We start from the raw sequence: 25,585 nt of genomic DNA, 5'->3' as shown, positions 1-25,585 counted from the left end.
ATGAGAAAATTACCTATTCTGGCCTTATTGTCAGGTCTGTTTTTACTCAGCGCCTGCAGTACGCCCAAACCCGACAACACCCGTCCACAAGCCTGGTTAAAGCCGGGTACACTGGTGACGCTACCGGCTCCCGGCATTTCGCCGTCAATCACTGAACAACAACTGCTGAGCGCTCAGGTTAAAGGCAAAACTCAGTCGCTGATGGTGTTGCTGAATGCGGACAAAGAAAAAGTCATGCTGGCCGGTTTATCCCCGCTGGGCATCCGTTTATTCCGTCTGACCTACTCTCAATCGGGTATTAAAACTGAGCAGTCCATTACGCTGCCAGAATTACCTCCAGCCAGCCAGGTTCTTGCCGATATCATGTTGAGTTACTGGCCGATAAGCGCCTGGCAACCGCAACTGCCAGCGGGGTGGATACTGAAAGATATCGACTCGCGACGTGAATTGCGTGACGACCATGGTGAGCTGATTGAAACTATTCATTACCTGACGCGTGACGGAAGTCGCCAGCCAGTCAGTGTGCATCACCATCGTTTCGGCTATGTCATCAGTATTCAGCACCTGGAAAGCTAATCATGATTACGTTAACTGCTGCCGGAATGGTCAATGCGTTAGGCAATAACCTCGACGAGATCGCGGGAAATTTGCAGGCCAACATCGCGCCAGGCCTTGAGCTGGACCGCGACGGCTGGCTACAACAAGGTGAGTGTTGGGTAGGACGGGTCACCGGCAACCTGCCGGACGTTCCACCAGAAATGGCGCAATACAATAGCCGTAACAACCGCTTGTTGCTCGCAGCACTGGCACAAATTCGTCCGCAGGTGGATGAAGCGATTACCCGTTATGGCAATGAACGCGTGGCGGTGGTGCTGGGAACCAGTACTTCCGGGCTTGATGAAGGCGATCGCATGGTGAGTGGCACCCATGCTGGCAAACCGCCCGCGGCGTATCGCTATGGCCAACAAGAACTCGGCGATCCTTCGCGTTTTCTGAGTGATTATCTGCAACTTTTTGGCCCTGCGTTGACGATTTCCACCGCCTGTTCTTCAAGTGCGCGAGCTATTATTACCGGTAAGCGATTGATTGAGTCCGGGATGGTTGATGCGGCAATTGTTGGCGGGGCAGATACCCTAAGCCGCATGCCAATCAACGGTTTTAACAGTCTGGAATCGTTAAGCAATGTACGCTGTAAACCGTTTAGCGCGGAACGCAACGGGATCACCATCGGTGAGGCTGGGGCTCTGATTTTGCTGACGAAAGAGCCGGGAAAAGTGCAACTGCTGGGCGTGGGTGAATCGTCTGATGCCTGGCATATGTCTGCTCCTCATCCTGAAGGTGTCGGTGCAATTCGCGCAATAGAAATGGCGCTGGGTGAGGCTAAACTCCGCCCACAGGACATTGGCTATATTAATATGCATGGCACCGCCACGCGTCTGAACGACGAAATTGAAGCCAAAGTGGTGAATCAACTTTTTGGCGAAAGTGTTCCTTGTAGCTCCACTAAGCATCTGACAGGACACACATTAGGCGCCGCAGGTGCCTGTGAAGCGGTGCTCTGTTATTTGCTGTTATCGCGAGGTTTACCGCTGCCTGCACAAGATTTCACTGATGCGCATCAAGACCTGACTCTTGCGCCTTGTGGTTTACTCGGCGCTCCACAGCCATTTACTAAACCAATAATGCTGTCGAACTCATTTGCTTTTGGCGGTAACAATACCAGCCTGATTTTTGGAGTTTCTCATGACTGATTTTCTTGCCCCACACCACTATTTGCCGCACGAAGCACCCATGTGCCTGTTGGAGTCGGTAGTGGCCGTGGAACAAGAAAGTGCGCATTGTTGGGTTACGGTAAGCCGTCACGGAGTGCTGGCGCCGTTTCTCAATGCGGACGGTAATTTACCTGGCTGGTTTGCCATCGAGCTTATCGCGCAGACAGTGGGAGTGTGGTCGGGCTGGCACGCAATGCATAACGGCGAAGAGGCAAGCCGCGTGGGGATGCTGCTGGGAGGAAGAGGGGTACGTTGTCCAGCGGGTTCTTTTGAGCAAGGTTTGCAGTTGGAATGTCATGTCACGCTACTGATGCGTGATGAAAAAATAGGGTGTTTTGAAGGACAAATTCTCGCGGATGGCAACATACTGGCGAGCGGGCGGGTCAACACCTATCAGCCTGATAATAATGAATTAGAACAATTACTACCCTAAATAATTCAGGTGGCATCGCGGCGGCAAGCCAACAAAGATGCCACTTGAAGTATGACGGGTATTTTAATGGGATAGCAGCAAGATGACTCAGACAGTATTAGTAACCGGTGCCAGCAAAGGGATCGGCAGGGCAATTGCCTGTGGGCTAGCGGCCGACGGATTTGCCGTGGTGGTGCACTACCATCGTGACGAATCAGGCGCACAGCAAACGCTTGAGCAAATAAAAGCGCTGGGCGGAACAGGGCGTGTCATGCAGTTTGATAGCGCAGACCGCAGCCAGTGCCGCCATGTTATTGACGCTGACATCGAAACTCACGGCGCGTATTGGGGCGTGGTCAACAATGCGGGTATCACTCGTGATGGCGCGTTTCCGGCCCTCAGTGATGACGATTGGGACGGTGTCATTCGTACTAACCTCGACAGTTTTTATAATGTGATTCAGCCGTGCGTGATGCCGATGATTGGTCTGCGTAACGGCGGGCGTATTATCACGCTTTCGTCGGTTTCGGGCATGATGGGTAACCGTGGTCAGGTGAATTACAGTGCCGCCAAAGCGGGGATTATTGGGGCGACCAAAGCGCTGGCAATCGAATTGGCGAAACGCAAAATCACCGTGAACTGCATTGCGCCAGGCCTGATTGATACTGGAATGATCGAAATGGAAGAGGCTGCACTCAACGAAGCGATGCGCCTTATCCCACTCCAGCGTATGGGGATGCCCGAAGAAGTGGCAGGACTTGCGCGTTACTTGATGTCGCCAGTTGCTGCTTACGTCACTCGCCAGGTTATCTCCATCAATGGAGGTATGCTGTGATTCGCCGTGTGGTCGTCACCGGAATGGGTGGCGTGACGGCATTTGGCGATAACTGGCAGGATGTGGCTGTGGGTTTGAAGTCCGGTACAAACGCGGTACGACATATGCCGGAATGGCAAGTCTACGACGGACTCAACACCATGCTCGGTGCCCCGGTCGATAATTTTACCCTTCCTGAACACTATACGCGCAAGCGTATTCGGGCGATGGGACGCGTGTCGTTGCTGGCAACGCGTGCTACAGAGCTTGCGTTAATTCAGGCAGGTTTGCTTGACGATCCGATTCTCACCAGCGGTAAAGCAGGTATTGCTTACGGTTCATCCACGGGAAGCACTGGCCCTGTGAGCGAATTCGCCACCATGCTTACTGAAAAGCACACCCGCAATATTACCGGCACGACCTACGTGCAAATGATGCCGCATACCGCAGCGGTGAATACCGGGCTGTTCTTTGGTTTGCGTGGCCGTGTGATCCCGACGTCAAGTGCGTGTACCTCCGGCAGCCAGGCGATTGGTTATGCCTGGGAGGCGATTCGTCACGGCTACCAGACTGTCATGGTCGCCGGTGGCGCGGAAGAGTTATGCCCGTCGGAAGCGGCGGTGTTTGACACGCTGTTTGCCACCAGCCAGCGCAATGACCAACCGAAAAGCACTCCCTCACCGTTTGATAAGCAGCGTGATGGCCTGGTGATTGGGGAAGGCGCGGGCACATTGATCCTCGAAGATCTGGATCATGCACTGGCGCGTGGTGCGACGATTTATGCCGAGATTACCGGGTTCCATACCAACTGCGATGCCGCTCATATCACCCAGCCGCAGAAAGAAACGATGCAAATCTGTATTGAAAGCAGCCTGCGTTCTGCGGGGCTTTCAGCCAGTGACATTGGCTACATTAACGCGCATGGCACGGCAACTGACCGTGGCGACATTGCTGAGAGTCACGCTACAGCGGCGGTTTTTGGCGCTAACACGCCAATCTCTTCGCTGAAAAGCTACCTGGGTCATACGCTTGGCGCGTGTGGTGCACTGGAAGCGTGGTTGAGTATCGAAATGATGCGTGAAGGCTGGTTTGCCGAAACGCTGAATTTAACTCAACCTGACGAGGCGTGTGGCCATCTCGATTACATCATGGGTGAAGCGCGCAAAATCGAAACTGAGTTTGTGCAGAGCAATAACTTTGCCTTTGGTGGAATTAACACCTCACTGGTGATGCGTCGTTGGCGGTAAACGACTATCAGTTGGCGTTCGGCGAGGTGGCGTGCGTGTTGAATGATGCGTGCGCCACACGCTGGCTATCGCCTGAATTGTTGCAGGATGCGCCAACTGGCCGTCGCCGGCCGGACTGGATAGCCGCGAGGATCCTGCTGGCAATGCTGCTCAATGATGGGCCGTTACCAAAATTAGCGCGCGCCGCTCAAGGCAAACCGTACCACCCGGCATTGCCTGAATTTAATATCAGCAACAACGCCACCCGCGTTGCCGTGCTGGTGGGGGGCAGGGAAGTCGGTTGTGATATTGAACAAATCCGTCCACGGGCGCGGTTTATGGCGATTGCCCGCCACAGTTTCGACGAGCCATTATGTGACTGGCTGGAATCTTTACCCGAAGCGCAACAAATCGGGCAATTCTGGCGCATCTGGACGGCGCACGAAGCGGTGCTCAAGCAGCGTGGTGGAACGGTCTGGCAAATGGAACAGTTGCGTTTACCGCTCCAGACACTTTGCCCGCCAGACCGTTATTTACATCATGTTAGCCTCGACGATTCACTGATTGCCTGTTGCGGCGAGCAACCTTTCCCCGCTAATTTCACGCCAGAGCTGATTATTCTTTGAGTGCCCATTTTGCAGCCAGGCGTTTGCTACAGATGCGTCTGCAATAAAAAAATGCGTCAGGTATGTTGGCGCTTTTATCGGATAATCGAGAAAAATCAGAGGGTAGGTATCAGGGGTAACTTCTCAGTAAGCTGAATTATTTGGGGTATACGTCAGTGGTTCGGCAAGTTTAGACTACTCTCAAAGACTAACTGGAGATTTCCCAATGAGCGAAAGATTGTCGGTGATACAAGGCGATATCACCCACGCTAAAGTTGACGTGATAGTCAATGCGGCGAATCCCTCCCTGATGGGAGGCGGTGGTGTTGATGGCGCAATTCATCGTGCGGCAGGGCCTGCATTATTGGCGGCCTGTGAAGTCATTCGTCGTCAACAAGGCGACTGCCAACCTGGGCATGCGGTGATCACCGAAGCTGGAAATATTCCGGTTAAAGCGGTGATTCACGCGGTCGGCCCGGTGTGGCGCGGTGGTGAAGAAAACGAAGCCGAATTGCTTGAACAAACCTACCGCAACAGCATGGATTTAGCCGCAGCCAATGGTTATCGCACTATCGCGTTTCCGGCAATCAGCACCGGAGCCTATGCTTTCCCAAAAGAGTTGGCCGCAAAAATTGCGGTCGATACGGTTTATCGATATATCGGTCTGCGTCCGTTGCCCGAAGAAGTCGTTTTCGTCTGTTTCGATGACGAGAATACCCAGATTTATCAACAGCTACTTGCCCAGCTCTAACGTGAGGAATCATCACGCCACCCGCCTGGGGAGAGCGATTACTCCCGCGCTCGCCGAGCATCCTGGCGTGAGCGGTATTCATCCTCTTGCGGATAGCCTTGATGCGTTTACCGCACGTTATCTGTTGTGCGGCATGGCGGAAAACACCCTCGATGTGCAGTATTACATCTGGCAGGACGATATGTCCGGGCGGCTGTTATTTAGTGCATTGTTGGCGGCAGCTGACCGCGGAGTGAGAGTCAGGCTGTTGCTTGATGATAACAACACCAATGGGCTGGATAATATTTTAGAGCTTCTTAACTCTCATCCGCACATTGAAGTTCGCCTGTTTAATCCCTTCTCATTTCGCTTGTTTCGCGCCATTGGTTACCTAACAGACTTTGCCCGTTTAAATCGCCGGATGCATAACAAGAGTTTCACCGTGGATGGTGAAACAACGATTGTTGGCGGTCGTAATGTCGGCGATGCCTATTTTGGCGTCGGTAAACAACCGCTGTTTTCAGATTTAGATGTGCTGGCGGTTGGCCCGGTGGTGGGCAATGTCAGCCAGGATTTTGAGCGGTACTGGAACAGCCAGTGCGTTTCGACGCTTGCCAAAGTCCTGGACGTTGACGCCGATGTTCTACAGCAACGGGTACAATTGCCCGATGACTGGCGTAACGATCCGACGGCGCGACGCTATCTTGATCGCCTGACCACCAGCCAGTTTGCGACGGATCTTGTGGCTCGCAGGTTAAATATGTACTGGGCTAAAACCCGTTTGCTCAGTGACGATCCGCGTAAGGGGCAGGGAAGGGCGCGCAATCACACGTTGCTCCCACAGCGTCTGATCAACGTGATTGGCCTGCCAAAGCAGGAAATAGACATTATTTCTGCCTATTTTGTCCCGACTCGTGCCGGTGTCGCGCAAATTCTCGGTCTGGTGCGCAAAGGGGTGAAAATAGCCATCCTCACCAATTCTCTGGCCGCCAACGATGTCGCGGTGGTGCATGCCGGATATGCACGCTGGCGTAAAAAATTGCTCCGTCATGGCGTCGAACTTTATGAATTAAAGCCAGAAAACAACGGTCCTCGCAGGCCGCGCGACCGGGGTTTAACCGGACATTCTGGCTCCAGTTTGCACGCCAAAACCTTCAGCGTGGATAAGCAGAAAGTATTTATCGGTTCATTCAATTTTGACCCGCGCTCAGCCATGCTCAATACCGAAATGGGATTTGTGATAGAGAGCGCAGCACTGGCGGAAGATATCCACCAACGTTTCACGCAGAGCCAAAAAGAGGCCGCATGGGCGCTGCGTTTAGACCGCTGGGGGCGAGTGAATTGGGTGGAGAACTGTGAGGGCAAAGAGATTGTCTGGAAGAAAGAACCGCACACCCGTTTTTGGCAACGGGCCCTGGTGCGGTTGGTGTATCGTCTGCCAATAGAATGGCTTCTCTAACTCGTCATACTTCAAGCTGCCTCATTGTTGGCTGCGTTCACTCACCCGAATCACTTACTTCAGTAAGCTCATCGGGATTCGTTTACTTGCCGCCGCGATGCAACTTGAATTATTTAGAGTTAATAAACACTTAACCCGCCACTTTCACCGCCACATTCTGCGGCTTGCCGGAGAATAAGAAACGCAGCAGCGGAACTCGCAGATGGATTTCGTATAAAACTATCGCTGTACCCACCACAAAGATAAGCCCCGTAATAAAGCCCACTATATTTGAATCAATATGCGGCGTGATATATGCGCCAAAGAAGAGCGTTAGTGGGTGGTGCACCAGATAAATAAACAGTGATGCATTCACGAAATAGGTGACGCGCCGGGACTGGAAGTTCAGCAGTTTATGGCCAAGCGAGAACACCACGTTGACCATCCACAGCCCTAATACCATCGTGATGACGCTTTCGGTTTCATACATCCAGGCATCACCACTGCCGTAACGCTGGTTCAGCAGATAGGCAGAAAACGCCACGGCCGCACCTGCAGCACACCATGGTGACGGGGTGGTGAAGAGTGCTTTCAGTTGTGGGCGTACATACACTAAAGCACCCAGCATGAAGAATGGCAGATAAAACAGCGTCTGCATCACCACAAAGTTAAACAGACCATCACTTAATATCGGTGAGTAAATAACGAAAATAGTGCGGCGAATGGCGCCGTATAAAAAGCCGAAGCCCAGGAAGGCAATTGAGAGCTTTCCTAACGTAATGGCGGACGCGCTATTTTCTGGTGTCATCTCAAGACGGGCTTTCATTTGTCGAAACAAAAACAAACAAATTGTCGTCAATACCACCATCACTAACAAGAACCATAAATGGGAAACCAGTTCCCAAACCAGGGTGTTGTATTTTTCGTAAGGGGTAAGACCCGGCCAGTTTTTTGCTTTGTCGTTAACGTGTTGCAGCATTAAAAATTGCGGCAGAGTCAGCAACGGAATGGCGGTTAACATCGGGATGCCAACACGCTCGACGCGCACTTTCCACCAGCGTTTAAGCGGGTAGCGCAAAAAAAGCATGTAAGAAAAATAGCCAGAAATGACAAAGAACACCTGCATACGGAAGGCGTGAATGAAGTCATTAAACAGGGTTAATCCCCATGAGGCTTCAGCGCTGTTGACATGCCAGTGGTGGCTTGAATAGATAAGCGAGATATGAAACGGAATGCCTAAGAGCATTAACCAGGCTCGGATTGAATCGAGGAAAAACTCGCGTTGTTGTGGTGCTTTACTCATAATACTCCAGACATTATCGGACGAATCGCCTTATCCTTAAGAACATATCCCAATAGGCTTGAAGTCCCGAACGGTATCAATTCCGTGGCAACCCTACACTAACCATGACATCCTGTCTCCAGGATGGGCTCTGAAAGCGTAAGCAGTTGTCTTTTTTTGCTTAAAGGCTGAGCCAGTGCGCTGAACAATGCGGGTATTTGGTTGTCGGAAAGCAGAAGTTTCCATTAAAATGGATTGGATTGATTTAAGCACACAAAGGGGGATGTGCTGGTTAATATGAAACATAAACTAAAAATGATGAAAATGTGTGGGCTCGGTGCGGCAGTCATGTTGTCACTTTATACCACCTCGGTTTGGGCCTTCACCATCGATGATGTCGCAAAACAAGCGAAAACATTAGCGGGCAAAAGCTACGAAGCACCGAAAAGCAATCTGCCTTCGCTCTTCCGCGACATGAAATATGCGGATTATCAGCAGATCCAGTTCAATCATGATAAAGCCTACTGGAGCAAGTTAAAGACCCCATTTAAGCTTGAATTTTATCATCAGGGTATGTACTTCGACACCCCAGTTGCTATCAATGAAGTGACAGCAACTGCGGTTCATAAGATCAAGTACAACCCGGATTACTTTAATTTCGGTAATGTAAAACACGATAAAGACACCGTGAAAGATCTTGGCTTCGCCGGGTTCAAAGTGCTCTATCCGATCAACAGCAAAGATAAAAACGACGAAATTGTCAGCATGCTCGGGGCGAGTTATTTCCGTGTGATTGGCTCAGGTCAGGTTTATGGCCTGTCTGCTCGTGGTTTGGCAATCGACACTGCTTTGCCATCTGGCGAAGAGTTCCCACGTTTCCGTGAGTACTGGATTGAGCGCCCGAAAGCGGGTGATAAAACGCTGACCCTCTATGCGTTGCTTGATTCTCCACGTGCTACGGGAGCGTATCGCTTTGTGATTACCCCTGGTCGTGACACGGTGGTTAACGTGCAGTCGAAAGTGTATCTGCGCGACAAAGTGGGCAAACTGGGTGTTGCACCGCTGACCAGTATGTTCCTGTTTGGGCCAAATCAGCCATCACCAAGCAGCAACTTCCGTCCTGAATTACATGATTCCAACGGTCTGTCTATCCATGCCGGTAACGGTGAGTGGATCTGGCGTCCGCTGAACAACCCGAAACATCTGGCGGTGAGTTCCTTCGCGACAGAAAATCCGGTTGGCTTTGGTTTGCTGCAACGTGGCCGTCAGTTCTCGCGCTTTGAAGATCTTGACGATCGTTACGATCAGCGTCCAAGTGCCTGGGTTGCGCCGCAAGGTGATTGGGGTAAAGGTCGCGTCGAACTGGTTGAAATCCCAACCAACGATGAAACCAATGACAACATCGTTGCTTACTGGACTCCGGATCAACTCCCGGAACCAGGCAAAGAGATGAACTTCAAGTACACCATTACTTTCAGCCGTGACGAAGACAAAATGCATGCGCCAGATAACGCGTATGTTGCGCAGACTCGCCGCTCAAACGGTGATGTTAAACAGTCGAATCTGATTCGCCAACCTGACGGCACTATTGCATTTATCGTTGATTACGTCGGTGCGGATATGAAAAAACTGCCGCAAGATACGCCGGTTACAGCTCAAACCAGCATTGGTGACAATGGTGAAATCGTTGACAGCCAGGTACGTTATAACCCAGTTACCAAAGGCTGGCGTTTGACTGTACGTCTGAAAGTCAAAGATGAGAAGAAACCGACAGAAATGCGTGCAGCGCTGGTCAATGGTGATCAAACGCTGAGTGAAACCTGGAGCTACCAGCTACCTGCCAATGAATAAGTTTACTGATACTGCGTCTGCTTATATTGATGTCCTCCCGCTTTCTGCCGAGCAGAAAGCGGCTCTGCCTGCATCGGATCTGCAAGCGGTGCATGAGGCGCTGGATGCGCAAGAGCACCACTATGACAGAGCCGATGATTCCCCTTTAGCCTCGGTAAAGGCCCGGCTCGAAGCGAGTTGGCCAGGATCGTTGGGCGGTGAACAACTGATTGAGGATGAAGAAGGACGCACCCAGTTGCAGGCAATGCCAAAAGCAACGCGTTCTTCTATGTTCCCCGATCCGTGGCGCACCAACCCGATTGGTCGTTTCTGGGATCGTTTACGCGGGCGGGAAGTTAATCCTCGCTATATGTCGAAAGAAGAAGCTGAAGCTGAGCAGAAATGGCGTACCGTCGGGACGATTCGACGTTACATTCTGCTGCTGCTGACGATTTCTCAGACCGTGGTTGCAACCTGGTATATGAAGACCATTCTTCCTTATCAGGGCTGGGCACTGATCAATCCTTCCGACATGTTCGGCCAGGATTTGTGGGTGTCCTTCATGCAACTGCTGCCGTATGTGTTGCAGACGGGCATCTTGATCCTGTTTGCGATTCTGTTCTGTTGGGTATCAGCCGGTTTCTGGACCGCGTTGATGGGCTTCCTGCAGCTACTGATGGGCAAAGATAAATACAGTATCTCTGCCTCAACGGTTGGCGACGAACCCATCGATCCGGCAAACCGCACCGCGTTGATTATGCCTATTTGTAACGAAGACGTAGACCGTGTATTTGCGGGTCTGCGGGCGACGTGGGAATCGGTAAAAGCGACTGGCCAGCAGCAACACTTCGACGTTTACATCCTGAGCGACAGCTACAACCCGGATATCTGTGTTGCTGAGCAAAAAGCGTGGATGGAGCTGATTAACGAAGTGCAGGGCGAAGGGCAGATCTTCTACCGTCGCCGTCGCCGCCGTGTGAAGCGTAAAAGTGGCAACATCGATGACTTCTGCCGTCGCTGGGGTAATCAATACAGCTACATGGTGGTGTTGGATGCTGACTCCGTCATGAGCGGTGACTGCCTGACCAACCTGGTGCGTTTGATGAATGCTAACCCGAACGCGGGCATCATTCAGTCTTCACCAAAAGCGTCCGGCATGGACACGCTGTATGCGCGTTGCCAGCAGTTTGCGACTCGTGTTTACGGGCCGTTGTTTACTGCGGGTTTGCACTTCTGGCAGTTGGGTGAATCCCACTACTGGGGGCATAACGCCATTATTCGCGTTAAGCCGTTCATCGAGCACTGTGCGTTAGCACCGCTGCCTGGTGAAGGTTCATTCGCCGGTTCTATCCTTTCTCACGACTTCGTGGAAGCGGCACTGATGCGCCGTGCAGGGTGGGGCGTTTGGATTGCATACGACTTGCCAGGTTCTTATGAAGAACTGCCGCCGAACTTACTGGACGAACTCAAGCGTGACCGTCGCTGGTGCCACGGTAACTTGATGAACTTCCGTCTGTTCCTGGTAAAAGGGATGCACCCGGTTCACCGTGCGGTGTTCCTGACAGGTGTTATGTCTTATTTGTCCGCGCCGTTGTGGTTTATGTTCCTTGCATTATCGACTGCCTTGCAGGTGGTACACGCATTGACAGAACCGCAATACTTCCTGCAACCGCGCCAGCTATTCCCGGTGTGGCCGCAGTGGCGTCCGGAACTGGCGATTGCATTGTTTGCTTCCACCATGGTGTTGTTGTTCCTGCCGAAGCTTCTGAGCATCATTCTGATTTGGTGCAAAGGCTCGAAAGAGTTCGGCGGTTTCTTCCGCGTGACGCTTTCGCTGCTGCTGGAAGTGCTGTTCTCCGTGCTACTGGCACCGGTACGTATGCTGTTCCACACCGTGTTTGTGGTCAGCGCGTTCCTCGGTTGGGAAGTGGTATGGAACTCGCCGCAGCGTGACGATGACTCCACTCCGTGGGGAGAAGCATTCATGCGCCACGGTTCTCAGCTTCTGCTGGGGCTGGTGTGGGCTGTTGGGATGGCGTGGTTGGATTTGCGTTTCCTGTTCTGGCTTGCGCCAATCGTGTTCTCACTGATTCTGTCGCCGTTCGTATCGGTGATTTCAAGCCGTGCGACAATCGGATTGCGTACTAAGCGTTGGAAGTTGTTCCTGATCCCGGAAGAGTATTCTCCTCCGCAGGTTCTGGTCGATACAGATAACTACCTGAAGCTTAACCGTAGCCGTACGCTGGATGATGGGTTTATGCACGCGGTGTTTAACCCGTCGTTTAATGCCCTGGCTACGGCGATGGCAACGGCGCGTCACCGTGCAAGCCAGGTGCTGGAGATTGCCCGTGATCGTCACGTTGAACAGGCGCTGAATGAAACGCCTGAGAAACTCAATCGCGATCGTCGTTTAGTGTTGTTAAGCGATCCGGTAACCATGTCTCGCCTGCATTACCGTGTGTGGTCAAACCCGGAGCGCTATTCGTCCTGGGTGGATAACTACAAAACGGTTAATCTGAACCCAGAGGCATTACCGTCCAAATAAAGCGCGAACCGCGTAATCAATGCCGGCCTTCGGGTCGGCATTTTTTTGCGCTCAGCGCCAGGAGATAAAATTGCTAAGAATGATTGTTGTGGTAATGGTCGCGTGCGTACTCAGTGGGTGCGGCAGCATTATTAGTCGTGCTGTACCGGGGCAGGGACACGGTAATCAGTATTACCCCGGTGTGCAGTGGGATGTGCGTGACAGCGCCTGGCGCTATATCACGGTGCTCGATTTGCCCTTTTCACTGGTCTTCGACACACTGTTACTGCCGATTGATGCCAGCCATGGGCCTTACGAATAAATCTTATCGTTCATCCCATTCATCAGCCGCAGTCTGTCCTTCCTCGGTGTCCAGAGGCGGCTCAAGTTGAAATTCACCTTCGTCCCATTCATGCAGCGTATTTTCTTCGATCCACTCCTGGCGTAACTCTATTTCGTCATAGTCGCCATCAAACACGCTTTGCGCCGCTTCACCACTGAGCATCGGCAAACATTCACCATCTTCGCTGTCATCAGCAAAGAACTCGGCCTGCCACATAATATCGCCGTCCTGAAGAATGTACTTTTGAATGTTCAGTTGTTGAACACTGGCACTCTCTTCATCAAGCTCGGGGTTTTCTACAAGGTAGAGCTCGCGTGCAGCATCAATGGCCTCTTCCAGCGTGGCATATAAACTCATGGTGATCTCCTTTATAAACAGGTCAGGGAGCGCGCTCCGGTGTCATTTCAAGTTAATTGTTGACGCTGTTTGCAAAGTTGCAAGTATGAAGGGTATCTACAGAGTTATTCTTCCGAAACACTGACGCGTTCTGTTGGGCGACGCAGGCTTATCCACGAGTAAAGCGCATTGAAAAGAACCACACAGCCAGTGACTAAAAATACCGTGCGAAAGCCATAGTTGGCTGAAACTGCGGCACCCATCAACGGGCCGGTGACATTACCGATATCGCGGAATGACTGGTTATAACTAAAGATACGCCCGGCAATTTGATTGCTGGAATTGTAGATAAGCAGGGTTTGAACCGCAGGTAGCAGTGCCCCATCAGCGGCGCCTAACAGGAAGCGTAACACGCCTAATTGCCACGGGTTTTGTACCATCGACATCGGGATCAGCAACAAGACGGAGAAAACCAGGGCGCAGATTAAAATCCTCTCAGGCCCGATTCTATCTCCCAGTTTTCCCAGTCGCGGTGCACTGATCAGTGCTGCAACGCCGGGAACAGAGGCAATCATTCCGCTGATAAAAGCCAGATTGCTGACATTGCCCGCCAGTTCACGCACGTAAAGCGTAAGAATCGGGGCGATAGATCCGGTGGCGACCTGAATGATCATGGTGGTGACAAAAAGGCTTAGCACCAGACGAGGATTTTTGAGTGATGTGAAGACCTGGCGTGCGTGAAGCATGTCCTTTTTGTGCACGGGAGTGAATTGTTCACGAATACAGAACAAGGTAAAAACGAAACAGGTAAAGAGCACGGCAGCAGTGATAAAAAACACCGGACGCAGGCCGTAAGTATCCGCCAGAAAACCGCCAATCATTGGCCCAAGAAGTGCGCCACTCACACCACCGGTGGACAGTGTACCTAACGCCCAACCACTTTTATGACGGGGAACCTGCGTGGCAATCAACGCGTTTGCATTGGGTACAAATCCGCCCAACAGCCCGAGTAGCGCACGAAGCGCCAGAAATTGCCAGATATTACTCGCAAAGCCCATCAGCACCATCACGATGGACATCCCCAGCGCGGAGCGCAGCAGCATTATCTTGCGGCCTTTGCGGTCGGCAAGCCCACCCCAGAAAGGTGACGCGATAGCTGAGAACAAAAAGGTGATACTGAAAACAATCCCAGACCACATGTTGAGCGCGCTGTGCCCGGTTACGCCAAGTTGTTCGACATAGAGCGGGAGGAAAGGCATCACCAGGCTAAATGCGACACCAGTAAGAAAACACCCAAGCCATGCAACGGTGAGGTTTCGTTTCCAGTTGATCGTGTTCTCAGGGAGAGTCATAACGCTCCATTTCAAGGCAGAGAAAGATGTGTGTGGGAATTATTACCTTGCTAATTATGCGCCTGAAGCCGAGGTGGGGCAATGTTTCTGAAATACAATTTCAGAATGAGTTAAGGGTGGCAAAAGCCACCCAGGTACCGAAGTTAATACCGTGATGGCACGCCTTTAGGGCGCGTTTTAAAACGGCGGTGCAGCCACATGTACTGCTCGGGAGCCATCAAAATGCACTGCTCGATGATTTTATTCATCCAGATTGCGGTGCCTTCAGGGGTTTCCAGCGGGGGTGAAAATTCTGCAGGCAGAATAATCAGCTCGTAACCTTTACCGTCCGGTTTGCGTCTGGGCACCATTGGCACAATCGCAGCACCGGACATCCGTGTCAGCGTGTAGGTTCCGGTGGTAGTGGCGGCTTCGTCAACGCCAAAAAATGGGACAAATACGCTGCCGCGTGGGCCGTAATCGTGGTCCGGTGCGTACCAGATGATTTCGCCCTGTTTAAGTGCGCGGATCATCCCTTTGAGATCTTTCCTGTCGATCATGCTTTTGTTCGAACGCATACGACCCCAGGTTTGCAGCCAGTCAAGAAGGGGGTTGTCATTCGGGCGGTAAACCCCGATTCCTGGCGTGTTCATGCCGAACATTCGCGCCCCTAATTCAAGCGTCAGGAAGTGAATGCCAATGAGCAACACACCACGTTTTGCTTCCTGAACCGCATGAATCTGTTCAACACCGGAAACATCGCACCAGCGTCGGATGCGCCAGGTTGGCCAGAACCAGGCAATGCCGGTTTCCATCAGACCGAGGCCGACTGATTCGAAGTTTTTCTCGAGATAATATTCGCGTTCTTCCGCTGTTTTGTGGGGGAAGGCGAGCTCAAGATTGCGGCGGGTAATTCTGACGCGGCGTTTCATAAACCGTCTTGCAAGTTGACCAAGGCCACGCCCGAGTCGATAAATGACGGGATAAGGGAGCAAAGTAATTAAATAGAGTAGGCCAATACCTAACCAGGTTCCCCAATAGCGGGGATGAAGTAGTGCGCGCGAGAATTGCGGTAAGTTCGTCATGTAAAACCTATTGTGACGGCAAATGCCGGATCTTCTTGAGTCAGACTATTGTGACATTAATTATGAATCATCCAAAATTAACCGTGGCAGAGTGCTTGATATTCCAGCGGTTGTTGTTTTTGGTGTGTATAGACTAGGGAAATGTTACGCAAAATGCAGTGATGTAAATTAACGTTAATTGCTATATGATGCAGCCCACTTTTTTCTTAACGATTGCAGAGCGAACACCATGCCAGTGTTACACAACCGCATATCGAATGAAGAATTGCGTGTGCGCATGCTGGCTGAAACTGAGCCACGCACCACGATCTCATTCTATAAATATTTCACCATTGAAGAACCTCAAACGACTCGTGATGCGCTTTACCAGGCGTTTACATCGCTCAATGTATTTGGTCGCGTTTACCTCGCCCATGAAGGGATTAACGCGCAAATCAGCGTTCTTCAAAGCCGAGTGGATGCGTTCCGCGAAACACTTTACGGTTTTCATCCCGCACTCAATGGCGTGCGCCTGAATATTGCGCTCGAAGACGACGGCAAATCGTTTTGGGTATTACGCATGAAGGTTCGCGACCGTATTGTCGCGGATGGGATTGATGATCCGTCGTTTGATGCCAGCAATGTCGGCGCATACCTCAAAGCGGCAGACGTGAATGCCATGCTCGACGACCCGGAAGCGGTGTTCATCGACATGCGCAACCATTACGAATACGAAGTGGGCCATTTCCAGGATGCGATGGAGATCCCTGCGGATACCTTCCGTGAGCAGTTGCCGAAAGCGGTCGATATGCTTCAGGAAGACAAAGACAAGAAAATTGTCATGTATTGTACCGGTGGGATCCGCTGCGAGAAAGCCAGCGCCTGGATGCTACACAATGGTTTTAAGAACGTTTATCACATTGAAGGCGGGATTATCGAGTACGCAAGACGTGCGCGTGAACAAGGCATTCCGGTGCGTTTTGTCGGGAAAAACTTTGTTTTCGACGAACGTATGGGCGAGCGCATTTCCGATGATGTGATTGCCCATTGCCATCAGTGCGGCGCATCTTGCGACAACCATACCAACTGCAAAAATGACGGCTGCCATCTGCTGTTTATTCAGTGCCCAAGTTGTGCTGAGAAGTTTACCGGATGCTGTAGTGAAATTTGTCGTGAAGAGTTGGCGCTTTCTCCGGAAGAACAGCGTCGCCGTCGTGCAGGACGGGAAAATGGAAATAAGATTTTTAACAAATCCCGAGGCGCGTTGAATACTACGTTGGGGATCCCCGATCCCGAATAACGTTTAACGGGTGGATCGAATCGTATCCACCCGGTTTTATCTCTGTTCAGTACAACCACAAATAAATCATATCAATCAAAATGAGTACCGCGGAGAGCAGCAGATACAGCATCAAGTGCTCGCGTACATTATTCATCAAATAGTCAAATATGCGGCGCATTGTCGGCTCACCTGAAGCGCGAGAGTGAGAACGGCGTAAGGTCGAAACTCCACTCTTTGCCGAGTGCAAACTGACAGGCTATCTCTCCAAGCACTGAGGCGAACTTAAATCCGTGTCCGCTCAAACCGGTTATCACCAGTGTGTTGTCATGGCCCGGAAGGGTATCAATAATAAAATCTTCATCCGGTGACATATCGTACGTGCAGGCGGCGCCATGCATGCAGACGCCAACACCTGGCATTATCTGGCGCAAGAAGCTGAACACTTCACTTCCGTCCGTCGCGATGGCACCAAAGGGCTTACGCTGTTGCGGCTCGCTTATCGGCTGGCCGCCATTATGTTTGCCGAGCTTCAGCTCGTTATCCTCGCCCGCTGGGAAACCGTAATACTGATCCCCATCAGGCAGTTCGGCGGTAAAAGCAGGGAAGTGATTCTTTTCACTGTAGCGCCCATCCGCCTGATGCCAACTGAAGATTTTACGCACCGGGGTGATGGGCAGTTCAGGTAATAATTTTGTGACCCACGTTCCGGCACTGATCAGCAGTTTGTCCGCGGTGAATTCACCTTCCGGCGTGTTGACGACCACACCTTCAGCGGTATGACGAATGTCGGTCACCGGGCAATTAAACAGCTGAGCACAGCCACCCTGGTTTGCCAGTCGAATATAGGTCTTAATCGCCAACTCGCTGCGCAGTACGCCAGAGTTCGGCTCAAACAAACCGAGATAGTTTTCGGGAACGGTTATCTGCGGCCAACGAGTCATCACTGCTTCAGCACTCAATGTTTCAAGCGGTAGTGACCAGTTTTTCGCACTTTGCTGCACCGTGGCGATAAACGTTGAATCAGCCGGGCCGAGATTAATCACGCCGGTGCGATGAAACACTTTCTCGCCGCTGATTTCCTGCAATGCGTCCCAAAGTTTCTGAGCGCGTAACACCAACGGGACATACTTTTCGCCTTCGCCATAGGCGTGGCGCATCAGGCGTGTATCGCCGTGGTGGCTACCTTGCTGATGAGGGGGATGGCAGCTATCGATCATCAGGACATTCAGACCGGAATGTGTTGCATAGCAGCCAGCGGCGGCACCCACAGACCCACTTCCGACGATGATAAGGTCATAATGCATGGCGCTTTTCTCCTCTCTTTGTGCCAAAACAGAATAATAAAAAAGGCACCTCTACGGTGCCTTGTGTTATTTGGGCAGCATCGGCAATCAATGCTTACGATAATCGCTTACCTGGTAATCACTAGATTCAATCTTAGCAATGCCGGCTTCAAGAATTGATATAAATTGCCGGGCAACATCCGTGGTCAGCCATAACGTTTGACCGATTTCAGTTTCGTCGTGCTTTTGCGTATTGGAGGTCAGGTAGTGCAGGCGAAGCATCAGTGCGTCGTAGCTATCTACGGTACTGATGTCCCATCCAACAAGGGGATGGGTCTGGATAACATCACTATTTTTTTCCATCATAACCCCTTTTATACGTGTGTTTAAGACAACGGTTCGCGAGGTTTAATGCTTGTTTAATGTGAAGCCAGTTAAGTATATCAATGATTAAGCTATTTCGACGAAGAAATAAATACCCTGCAACACTTTTTTTACATTATAGGGTTCGATTGTACGTTATTTCGACGCTTTATTCTTTTGTATTGGGAAGATTCTGAGTAAGAAGAGAAAGGTGGAATGAGCCTGCTGGGTGAGTTTCAAAAAATAAAAAAACCGGATGGCGACACCCGGCATAAAAAACAACGAGGGAATTTTTTACCTGAAATGAGCGGCGACTCAATGTTAAGTCGACCACCTTCCATGATGAGTTTTAATCCGCAGCAAACCAGTCGTCAGCGCTTTCCCAGGTCTCTTGCAATATTTCGCTAATGCGATCGCGATCTTCTTTGCTGGCACCTAACACTGAGAGGTTATTAGCGGCAGCATAACGCACCTGAACGTGGTTTTCGTTTTCAGGATAGTGTTGAGTTATTCGGCGTGAAAGTTCGTTCGCAAGCGCGTCAATAGCGCCTGGTGGCAGAGATGTAGTTTTGGCAATAGTGACTTCAATACGCATAACAGCCCCCTGTGAAATATACTGTATATGTATACAGTTATATTGTTCAATATGCAACAGGGGGCGTTAAAATTAAGCTTTAACTGACCAGTTCACTTGTTCACCGGCCAGGAACGGCACGATGCTGTCATCACTGGTGGCAATAGTTTCTGGCATTGTGACCGGTGTACGAACCAACTCTATGGTTTCTTCGTTAACAGGCAGGCCATAGAAACGCGGGCCATTGAGCGACGTAAACGCTTCAAAGTGCCCAAGCGCATTCATCTCTTCAAATACTGTCGCGTAAGCACCCAGGGCTGACGGCGCGTTAAAGCAACCCGCGCAGCCACAGCTTGCTTCTTTACGATGACGCGCGTGTGGCGCGGAATCTGTACCGAGGAACACACGGTCACATCCGCTGGCAACCAGTTCGCGCAACGCTTCCTGATGAATGCTGCGTTTTAAAATAGGCAGGCAATACAGGTGAGGGCGCACGCCGCCAACCAACATGTGGTTACGGTTAAACATCAGGTGCTGCGGAGTAATGGTCGCGCCCAGCAGGGAGTTTCCTTCCTTCACATACTGCGCGGCATCTTTGGTGGTGATGTGTTCGAACACCACTTTCAGTTCCGGTAATTGCTGGCGCAAAGGCTCCAGGACGGTTTCGATAAAACGCGCTTCACGGTCAAAAATATCAATGTCAGCGTGCGTCACTTCGCCGTGAATAAGCAGCGGCATGCCGATTTTTTGCATGCGCTCAAGCACCGGTAAAATCGCGGCGGTGCTGGTGACACCATGGCTTGAGTTCGTTGTCGCATTGGCAGGATAGAGTTTTGCTGCGGCAAACACGTTTTCATTAAACCCACGTTCAACTTCGTTAGGGTCTAAAGAATCGGTGAGATAACAGGTCATCAGGGGTTCGAAATTATGCCCCTGCGGTACGGCATCCAGAATACGCTGGCGATAGGCAATAGCGGCTTCGACCGTTGTGACTGGCGGCACCAGGTTTGGCATGACAATCGCGCGACCATAAGTTTCGCTGGTATAAGGCACCACCGTTTTTAACATGTCACCATCACGAAGGTGAACATGCCAGTCATCTGGGCGGCGAATTTTTAATACCTGAGGTAATACGGTCATGAAAGTGCTCCGGCTAGGAAGGATTTAACGATGATTTGTGCCGGACACAAAGAATAAGCGCAAACGTTTCGCTTTGCACCATTTTCGTTGAGATTTTCTTGGGGAGGAGCGGGTACGGCCCTCCCCAATACAGTGAGAATTACTCAGTAAAAGGAATCACAATTTCGCCGGGCTTAACTTCAATCCCTTTAGCGTATTTTTTAGCCAGATTCTCACCGGTGCTGCGGTCTTCACCCAACACGTAAGCCGGTTGTTGATTGAAGTAATTGCGCAGTGACTGATTCAGATACGGAATGAGTGTCTGGACAATGGTTTGCATTTTTTGAGGTTCGACAGTTGCGTCTACTACTTCCATTTCTTGCAAATAAATCGCGCCTTGCTCTTTATTGAACGTTGGTAACGCTTTTAGCTTCAGTTTGATGTTGGCTTTTTGATCGCCGAAAATCGAAGTCATCTCCAGTTTGGCATCACCTGTTAACGTGACTTTATTCGCTTCTTCACGGCCAATCGCACTGGATAAATTGTTCAATACAATATGGGCATCGGCAACACCTGGCAGGCCAATATCTTTAGAGAAATTATTGCGTTTTTGCAGCGCGTGGTTGATTTCCTGTTCGCTGACGGTGTATTGCGTTAGCTGGTTACAACCCACCACTAATCCGCAGAGTATTAATGCTGCGGCTAAAACTATCTTTTTCATGGAGTTCCTTAACATGCTGCTTTGAAACAGATCCTGACATGCAACATCATGATCTAATCGTGCAGGTAGTGCTACCGGAAAAAACTGAAAACCAGATTGCAAGTCTTGCAGGGCCGAATGCGGCGGGTGAGCATTATGCTTACCCGCTCTGGGGAAAAGCCTTAACGGCAATTAAATTGCGTGGGATGAAAGCAGGTTAATTTGCGTCTGTTTGGCCATATTATCGCGGTACGCCGCCACACGGCTTGGCCACTCAATTCCGGCAACCAGCGTCAGGTTACGCAGCAGTGGGAACAGATGAATATCATCATCAGATAGCTCACCATTGACCGCATTAGGTTGCACAATGAGTTTATCGAGCTTGCGCAGATCGTCTGATATTTTCTTGATAAGGCCCGGCGAATGCGAGAGGTGGTCAGCGAAAGAACCGCTCATCGCCTCTTTCTTGTGGACGAAATAAGCCCGCGCTTCCGGTGTGGCAAACTCATCAAAGGGAGCTTTAGCAATACGGGGAAGAAGCAACTGTTGAACATAGCTATTGACGTGGCGCAACCAGTCACTAATAGCCGCGTGGGTACTCCCCGTCAGCAGTGGTTCGCCATCAAGTTTATCGACGTAGTGCACGATATCCATGCTTTCAGGCATGTAGCGGCTGTCGTCTTTTTGCAAGATGGGCACCACTTTCTTGCCAACCATTTTTGTCGGGGTGGCTTCATCGTCATTTAGCAGAACATTTAGCTCAATGGGGATATTCTTTAAGCCAAAAATCATGCGTGCTTTGAGGCAAAAAGGGCAGTGATCGTAGATATAAAGCTTCACGTTATTCCTCCATTTTGATTTACGGACTAAATCCGTCAACTTTTCAGTATGGTAGAGAAAAATGAGGGCCGCAAACTAGTTACCTGGCTCAAGCATCGATGGTTCGACCGGTTTAGCGCTAAATTGCCACCACAGCGCAATCAAGGTGATCACGCCAATAATCCCGAGCATCATCCACGGGAGTTCCGGCTGGTTGATCGTTTTTCCTGCGTCGTATAGCCAACCGCCCCCGGCATAACCTAAAGCACCACCAATGGCCAAACCCAAACGGCTGAATCCCATATAACTCCCGCGAGCACGGGAATCTGCGAGCGATGCGCCCAGTGTTTCACGGGCAGGTTCAGCAATGATTGAGCCGATGTAAAACACGCAAATCAGCGTGAACAACTGCTGAAGATTATTCGTCAGGCCAATCGGCAACATCGCCAATGTCATCAGGAACAACCCAGCCATCAGGCGCTGCTCAAGGCGGAAGCGTTTTTCACTCCAGCGGGCAATCGGGTAGAGCAGCGTCAACGACAGCGCGGCTTCAATGGCATACATCCACTTCACGGCGGCAGGTGTTCCGGCAATTTCGTTGACCATAATCGGCAGCATTAACATGACCTGCACTGCAAGCATGTAATAACCGGCGAGCGTCAGCACGTACGTGACAAATCTTCTGTCACGCAGTACGCGTCCCATCCCTTCAAGCATGGGTGTGCGGATGGTGGAAAGTTTATACGCAGGCAGCAACCAGGCATTGACGATCGCGCAAATAACAAACATTACCGCACCGGCACCACAAACCAGACGGAAATCATATTGCAGCAACCAACTGCCGAGCAGCGCACCAATTACCGCACCCGCGCTGTCTTGCATCATCAGAATTGAGAAGAAGCGCCCTCGTTGATGCGGGCGAACCAGTTTAACGACCAGTGCGGCGCGAGGCGGGTCGAATAACGTGCCACCAACACCGGAGATAAAGCACGACAGCCACAGTAGCCAGGGTTCGTGGGCGATACCCATCGTGGCAAACCCAACCGCACGCAACAGCATGCCGGTGACAATCATGGGTTTTGCGCCGAACCGGTCAGCAATAGCGCCGCCAAAAATCCCCAACCCCTGCTGCGTCAGTTGTCGCAAGCCGAGCGCAATACCGACCATTAGCGCAGCCCAACCCATTTGGTCGACAAAGCGAATGGAAATTAGAGGGAAAACCACGAAGAAGCCTAATACAACTAACATGTTATCGAGCAATAAGAAGTATTTACCCAGGCTCCTGGCCTGCGCTACCCGTGACATCTCCCCTCCTGGGAATTTTAAAAGTGTGATGAACTTCTATTCTCTACTGCTATGTGGGTTTTTGACAGTCAGGGATATGACAATATTTTTTAATCAATCTAAGGCTTCGATTGAACTCTTTAATCGAAAAAGATTGAGCAGATGTAAAATCTGCATGTTGTTGTTTTCCTTCCGCAGCCAGCCGCAGGTATAGTAATTATGTTGCCGAAGAAAATATGGGATGTGAGGAGTAGGGGTGAACATGTTTGGCTACCGCAGTAACGTGCCGAAAGTACGCTTATCAACCGACCGCCTGGTGGTGCGTCTGGTGTATGAGCGAGATGCCTGGCGTCTGGCAGATTATTACGCCGAAAACCGTCAGTTCCTGAAACCGTGGGAGCCGATTCGTGATGACAGCCATTGTTATCCTTCGGGCTGGCAAGCGCGACTGGGCATGATAAGCGAAATGCACAAGCAAGGCAGCGCCTATTATTTTGCGCTACTCGACCCTGAAGAAAAAGAGATTCGCGGTGTCGCCAATTTCTCGAATGTTGTGCGCGGCTCATTCCATGCCTGTTATCTGGGGTATTCCCTGGGTGAAAAATGGCAGGGCCAGGGCTTGATGTTTGAAGCGCTGACCACCGCGATTCGTTATATGCAGCGCAGTCAGCATATTCATCGCATCATGGCGAACTATATGCCGCATAACCAGCGTAGCGGCGATTTACTGGCACGCCTCGGTTTTGAAAAAGAAGGTTATGCCAAAGAGTATTTACTGATTGATGGTGTGTGGCGGGATCATGTTCTGACCGCGCTCACCACCAAAGAATGGACCCCTGGCCGTTAAGGACGTGAAATGAAATATCAGTTAACTGCGGTTGAAGCGCGAGTTGTGGGTAGCCTGATGGAAAAGCAGGTGACCACGCCTGAACAATATCCCATGTCGGTCAACGGCGTCGTGACGGCGTGTAATCAGAAAACCAACCGTGAACCGGTCATGGATCTGAAAGAGCATGATGTGCAAGAAACGCTGGATACGCTGGTCAAACGCCACTTTTTGCGCACCGTCAGCGGGTTTGGCAATCGCGTGACAAAGTATGAACAACGATTCTGTAATTCCGAGTTTGGCGACCTGAAACTTTCAGCCGCTGAAGTGGCTGTGGTGACAATACTGTTATTACGTGGCGCCCAGACGCCAGGTGAATTACGTTCTCGTGCTGGAAGAATGTTCGAGTTCAGCGATATGGCGCAGGTTGAAGCGACGCTCGAAAATCTTGCCAACCGCGAAGATGGCCCATTCGTCGTGCGTTTACCGCGTGAGCCAGGCAAACGTGAAAGCCGCTATATGCACCTCTTTAGCGGCGAAGTTGATGCATCACAGACCATCAGTTCCGAGAGTGTTGCTGCACCGGGTGATGATTTAACGGCCCGTGTTGAACAGCTTGAAAACGAAGTTGCCGATCTCAAACAACGTCTCGATTCACTGCTCGCCCATCTTGGGGATTAATGAATGACTAAACTTCGCGTCGGCGTTGTTGGTTTGGGTGGCATCGCCCAAAAAGCGTGGCTGCCGGTATTAACCGCGGCCAGTGACTGGACGCTGCAGGGGGCTTTTTCCCCAACTCAAACCAAAGCGCAGAAGGTCTGTGATAGTTACCGTATCCCCTACGTTCCTTCTATTTCTGCACTGGCAGCGCAATGTGATGCGGTATTCGTACACAGTGCGACGAGCAGCCATTACGCGGTAGTCAGCGAGTTATTGCAGGCGGGCGTTAACGTTTGTGTTGATAAGCCGCTGGCAGAAAACCTTGCAGACGCCGAGCGTTTAGTGGAAATGGCACAGAAGCAAAAGCGCACGCTGATGGTCGGTTTTAACCGCCGCTTCTCTCCGTTGTATCAGGATTTGAAAACCAAACTGGCTAATGGCGCATCGCTGCGCATGGACAAACACCGTGCTGACAGCGTCGGGCCAAACGATCTGCGCTTTACGTTGCTTGATGATTATCTGCATGTTGTTGATACCGCGCTGTGGCTGGCCGGTGGGGAAGCGCAACTGCAAAGCGGGTCGTTACAAACTAACGACCAGGGGCAAATGCTGTTTGCTGAGCATCATTTTGCCCGCGGTAATTTGCAAATCACCACCAGCATGCATCGTCGTGCAGGGAGCCAGCGTGAGTGGGTGCAAGCGGTCACCGACGGTGGATTATTCGATGTAACGGATATGCGTGAGTGGCGCGAGGAGTGCGGAAACGGGCTGGTGAATCGCCCCATTCCTGGCTGGCAAACCACCCTCGAACAGCGCGGTTTTGTAGGCTGTGCGCGTCATTTCCTCGATTGCGTGGCAAATCAGACGGTTCCTGAAACCTCGGGCGAGCAAGCGCTCATGGCGCAGCGCGTGGTTGAAAAACTATGGCGGGAATCGATGAGCGAATAACACAGTAACATCTGATAGTA

Annotated in this window: 28 protein-coding genes; 16 read left to right on the top strand and 12 right to left on the bottom strand. The window is 51.2% G+C overall.

Annotated features, from left to right (window positions below; translation table 11 throughout):
• The 8 genes from BSPA111_RS15075 to BSPA111_RS15040 all read left to right on the top strand — a co-directional run bounded on the left by BSPA111_RS15075 (nt 1) and on the right by BSPA111_RS15040 (nt 7,018).
• Nucleotides 1–576: a DUF3261 domain-containing protein gene (locus tag BSPA111_RS15075; RefSeq protein ID WP_183271947.1), complete on the top strand. Its 576-nt coding sequence runs from the start codon at nt 1–3 to the stop codon at nt 574–576.
• A 2-nt stretch (nt 577–578) separates the two neighbouring features.
• The gene (locus tag BSPA111_RS15070; protein ID WP_183271946.1) at nt 579–1,751 is read left to right on the top strand and encodes a beta-ketoacyl-[acyl-carrier-protein] synthase family protein; all 1,173 of its coding nucleotides are present in this window, start codon (nt 579–581) and stop codon (nt 1,749–1,751) included.
• Complete coding sequence (locus tag BSPA111_RS15065; RefSeq protein ID WP_183271945.1) at nt 1,744–2,205, top strand: 3-hydroxy-fatty acyl-ACP dehydratase; 462 nt, start codon at nt 1,744–1,746, stop codon at nt 2,203–2,205. Before BSPA111_RS15070 ends, BSPA111_RS15065 begins: the two co-directional genes overlap by 8 nt.
• Nucleotides 2,206–2,287: 82 nt before the next feature.
• Nucleotides 2,288–3,019: a 3-ketoacyl-ACP reductase FabG2 gene (locus tag BSPA111_RS15060; protein ID WP_183271944.1), complete on the top strand. Its 732-nt coding sequence runs from the start codon at nt 2,288–2,290 to the stop codon at nt 3,017–3,019.
• Nucleotides 3,016–4,245: a beta-ketoacyl-ACP synthase gene (locus tag BSPA111_RS15055; protein WP_183271943.1), complete on the top strand. Its 1,230-nt coding sequence runs from the start codon at nt 3,016–3,018 to the stop codon at nt 4,243–4,245. Before BSPA111_RS15060 ends, BSPA111_RS15055 begins: the two co-directional genes overlap by 4 nt.
• Nucleotides 4,236–4,850, top strand: a complete 615-nt coding sequence (locus tag BSPA111_RS15050; RefSeq protein WP_183271942.1) for a 4'-phosphopantetheinyl transferase superfamily protein — start codon at nt 4,236–4,238, stop codon at nt 4,848–4,850. The genes BSPA111_RS15055 and BSPA111_RS15050 overlap by 10 nt, the downstream gene beginning before the upstream one ends.
• A gap of 205 nt (nt 4,851–5,055) precedes the next feature.
• Nucleotides 5,056–5,580 (top strand): O-acetyl-ADP-ribose deacetylase, encoded by a 525-nt coding sequence (gene ymdB, locus BSPA111_RS15045; RefSeq protein ID WP_183271941.1) that lies wholly within the window; start codon nt 5,056–5,058, stop codon nt 5,578–5,580.
• On the top strand, nt 5,534–7,018 hold the full coding sequence (locus BSPA111_RS15040; protein WP_183271940.1) for a phospholipase D family protein: 1,485 nt from the start codon (nt 5,534–5,536) through the stop codon (nt 7,016–7,018). Before ymdB ends, BSPA111_RS15040 begins: the two co-directional genes overlap by 47 nt.
• 130 nt (nt 7,019–7,148) lie before the next feature.
• Here BSPA111_RS15040 and mdoC read toward each other — a convergent pair whose 3' ends face one another.
• Nucleotides 7,149–8,300 carry a glucans biosynthesis protein MdoC gene (mdoC, locus tag BSPA111_RS15035; RefSeq protein WP_183271939.1) on the bottom strand — a complete coding sequence of 384 codons (1,152 nt, stop codon included), beginning with the start codon at nt 8,298–8,300 and terminating at the stop codon, nt 7,149–7,151.
• 294 nt (nt 8,301–8,594) lie between these two features.
• Here mdoC and mdoG point away from each other — a divergent pair, with 294 nt between their 5' ends.
• The 3 genes from mdoG to BSPA111_RS15020 all read left to right on the top strand — a co-directional run bounded on the left by mdoG (nt 8,595) and on the right by BSPA111_RS15020 (nt 12,955).
• Nucleotides 8,595–10,130 (top strand): glucans biosynthesis protein MdoG, encoded by a 1,536-nt coding sequence (mdoG, locus tag BSPA111_RS15030; RefSeq protein ID WP_183271997.1) that lies wholly within the window; start codon nt 8,595–8,597, stop codon nt 10,128–10,130.
• The gene (gene mdoH / locus BSPA111_RS15025; protein WP_183271938.1) at nt 10,123–12,654 is read left to right on the top strand and encodes a glucans biosynthesis glucosyltransferase MdoH; all 2,532 of its coding nucleotides are present in this window, start codon (nt 10,123–10,125) and stop codon (nt 12,652–12,654) included. The genes mdoG and mdoH overlap by 8 nt, the downstream gene beginning before the upstream one ends.
• A gap of 79 nt (nt 12,655–12,733) precedes the next feature.
• Nucleotides 12,734–12,955: a YceK/YidQ family lipoprotein gene (locus BSPA111_RS15020; protein WP_139878025.1), complete on the top strand. Its 222-nt coding sequence runs from the start codon at nt 12,734–12,736 to the stop codon at nt 12,953–12,955.
• Between the two features lie 3 nt (nt 12,956–12,958).
• On the opposite strand, the gene BSPA111_RS15015 is transcribed toward BSPA111_RS15020, so the two are convergent.
• The 3 genes from BSPA111_RS15015 to BSPA111_RS15005 all read right to left on the bottom strand — a co-directional run bounded on the left by BSPA111_RS15015 (nt 12,959) and on the right by BSPA111_RS15005 (nt 15,728).
• Nucleotides 12,959–13,333, bottom strand: a complete 375-nt coding sequence (locus BSPA111_RS15015; protein WP_183271936.1) for a MysB family protein — start codon at nt 13,331–13,333, stop codon at nt 12,959–12,961.
• Nucleotides 13,334–13,437: 104 nt separating this feature from the next.
• Nucleotides 13,438–14,664, bottom strand: coding sequence for a multidrug efflux MFS transporter MdtG (gene mdtG / locus BSPA111_RS15010; protein WP_183271935.1), 1,227 nt, complete (start codon nt 14,662–14,664; stop codon nt 13,438–13,440).
• Between the two features lie 143 nt (nt 14,665–14,807).
• Entirely contained in the window at nt 14,808–15,728 is a 921-nt protein-coding gene (locus BSPA111_RS15005; RefSeq protein WP_183271934.1) for a Kdo(2)-lipid IV(A) acyltransferase, read from the bottom strand.
• Nucleotides 15,729–15,957: 229 nt separating this feature from the next.
• On the opposite strand from BSPA111_RS15005, the gene BSPA111_RS15000 reads away from it, so the two are divergent.
• Nucleotides 15,958–17,007 (top strand): rhodanese-related sulfurtransferase, encoded by a 1,050-nt coding sequence (locus tag BSPA111_RS15000; RefSeq protein WP_183271933.1) that lies wholly within the window; start codon nt 15,958–15,960, stop codon nt 17,005–17,007.
• 46 nt (nt 17,008–17,053) lie between these two features.
• Here BSPA111_RS15000 and BSPA111_RS14995 read toward each other — a convergent pair whose 3' ends face one another.
• From BSPA111_RS14995 to BSPA111_RS14970, 6 genes are all read right to left on the bottom strand, one after another.
• Nucleotides 17,054–17,167 carry a YceO family protein gene (locus BSPA111_RS14995; RefSeq protein WP_183271932.1) on the bottom strand — a complete coding sequence of 38 codons (114 nt, stop codon included), beginning with the start codon at nt 17,165–17,167 and terminating at the stop codon, nt 17,054–17,056.
• Between the two features lie 7 nt (nt 17,168–17,174).
• Nucleotides 17,175–18,293, bottom strand: coding sequence for an N-methyl-L-tryptophan oxidase (solA, locus tag BSPA111_RS14990; protein WP_183271931.1), 1,119 nt, complete (start codon nt 18,291–18,293; stop codon nt 17,175–17,177).
• Between the two features lie 87 nt (nt 18,294–18,380).
• Nucleotides 18,381–18,635, bottom strand: a complete 255-nt coding sequence (gene bssS / locus BSPA111_RS14985) for a biofilm formation regulator BssS (protein WP_064547911.1) — start codon at nt 18,633–18,635, stop codon at nt 18,381–18,383.
• Between the two features lie 349 nt (nt 18,636–18,984).
• Complete coding sequence (gene dinI / locus BSPA111_RS14980; RefSeq protein WP_183271930.1) at nt 18,985–19,230, bottom strand: DNA damage-inducible protein I; 246 nt, start codon at nt 19,228–19,230, stop codon at nt 18,985–18,987.
• Between the two features lie 72 nt (nt 19,231–19,302).
• Complete coding sequence (pyrC, locus tag BSPA111_RS14975; RefSeq protein ID WP_183271929.1) at nt 19,303–20,349, bottom strand: dihydroorotase; 1,047 nt, start codon at nt 20,347–20,349, stop codon at nt 19,303–19,305.
• Between the two features lie 139 nt (nt 20,350–20,488).
• A complete protein-coding gene (locus tag BSPA111_RS14970; RefSeq protein ID WP_183271928.1) occupies nt 20,489–21,049 on the bottom strand; it encodes a lipoprotein in 561 nt (186 codons plus the stop codon).
• Between the two features lie 38 nt (nt 21,050–21,087).
• On the opposite strand from BSPA111_RS14970, the gene BSPA111_RS14965 reads away from it, so the two are divergent.
• The gene (locus BSPA111_RS14965; RefSeq protein WP_183271927.1) at nt 21,088–21,249 is read left to right on the top strand and encodes a hypothetical protein; all 162 of its coding nucleotides are present in this window, start codon (nt 21,088–21,090) and stop codon (nt 21,247–21,249) included.
• Here the strand turns inward: BSPA111_RS14965 and grxB are convergent.
• Nucleotides 21,221–21,868 carry a glutaredoxin 2 gene (gene grxB / locus BSPA111_RS14960; protein WP_183271926.1) on the bottom strand — a complete coding sequence of 216 codons (648 nt, stop codon included), beginning with the start codon at nt 21,866–21,868 and terminating at the stop codon, nt 21,221–21,223. The two genes, BSPA111_RS14965 and grxB, sit on opposite strands and share 29 nt — an antisense overlap.
• A 75-nt stretch (nt 21,869–21,943) precedes the next feature.
• Nucleotides 21,944–23,152: a multidrug efflux MFS transporter MdtH gene (gene mdtH / locus BSPA111_RS14955; RefSeq protein WP_183271925.1), complete on the bottom strand. Its 1,209-nt coding sequence runs from the start codon at nt 23,150–23,152 to the stop codon at nt 21,944–21,946.
• Between the two features lie 241 nt (nt 23,153–23,393).
• On the opposite strand from mdtH, the gene rimJ reads away from it, so the two are divergent.
• The 3 genes from rimJ to BSPA111_RS14940 are packed head-to-tail and all read left to right on the top strand — an operon-like array spanning nt 23,394 to nt 25,565.
• Nucleotides 23,394–23,978: a ribosomal protein S5-alanine N-acetyltransferase gene (gene rimJ / locus BSPA111_RS14950; protein WP_183271996.1), complete on the top strand. Its 585-nt coding sequence runs from the start codon at nt 23,394–23,396 to the stop codon at nt 23,976–23,978.
• A gap of 9 nt (nt 23,979–23,987) precedes the next feature.
• Nucleotides 23,988–24,638: a YceH family protein gene (locus BSPA111_RS14945; RefSeq protein WP_183271924.1), complete on the top strand. Its 651-nt coding sequence runs from the start codon at nt 23,988–23,990 to the stop codon at nt 24,636–24,638.
• 3 nt (nt 24,639–24,641) lie between these two features.
• Nucleotides 24,642–25,565 carry a Gfo/Idh/MocA family protein gene (locus BSPA111_RS14940; protein WP_183271923.1) on the top strand — a complete coding sequence of 308 codons (924 nt, stop codon included), beginning with the start codon at nt 24,642–24,644 and terminating at the stop codon, nt 25,563–25,565.
• Nucleotides 25,566–25,585: the final 20 nt, after the last annotated feature.

The organism is Buttiauxella sp. A111 (assembly GCF_014189855.1).
GTDB classification, from domain to species: Bacteria; Pseudomonadota; Gammaproteobacteria; order Enterobacterales; family Enterobacteriaceae; genus Buttiauxella; species Buttiauxella selenatireducens.
The sequence above is the reverse complement of the archived record's forward strand: the minus strand, read 5'-3'. Positions and strand labels throughout refer to the sequence as shown.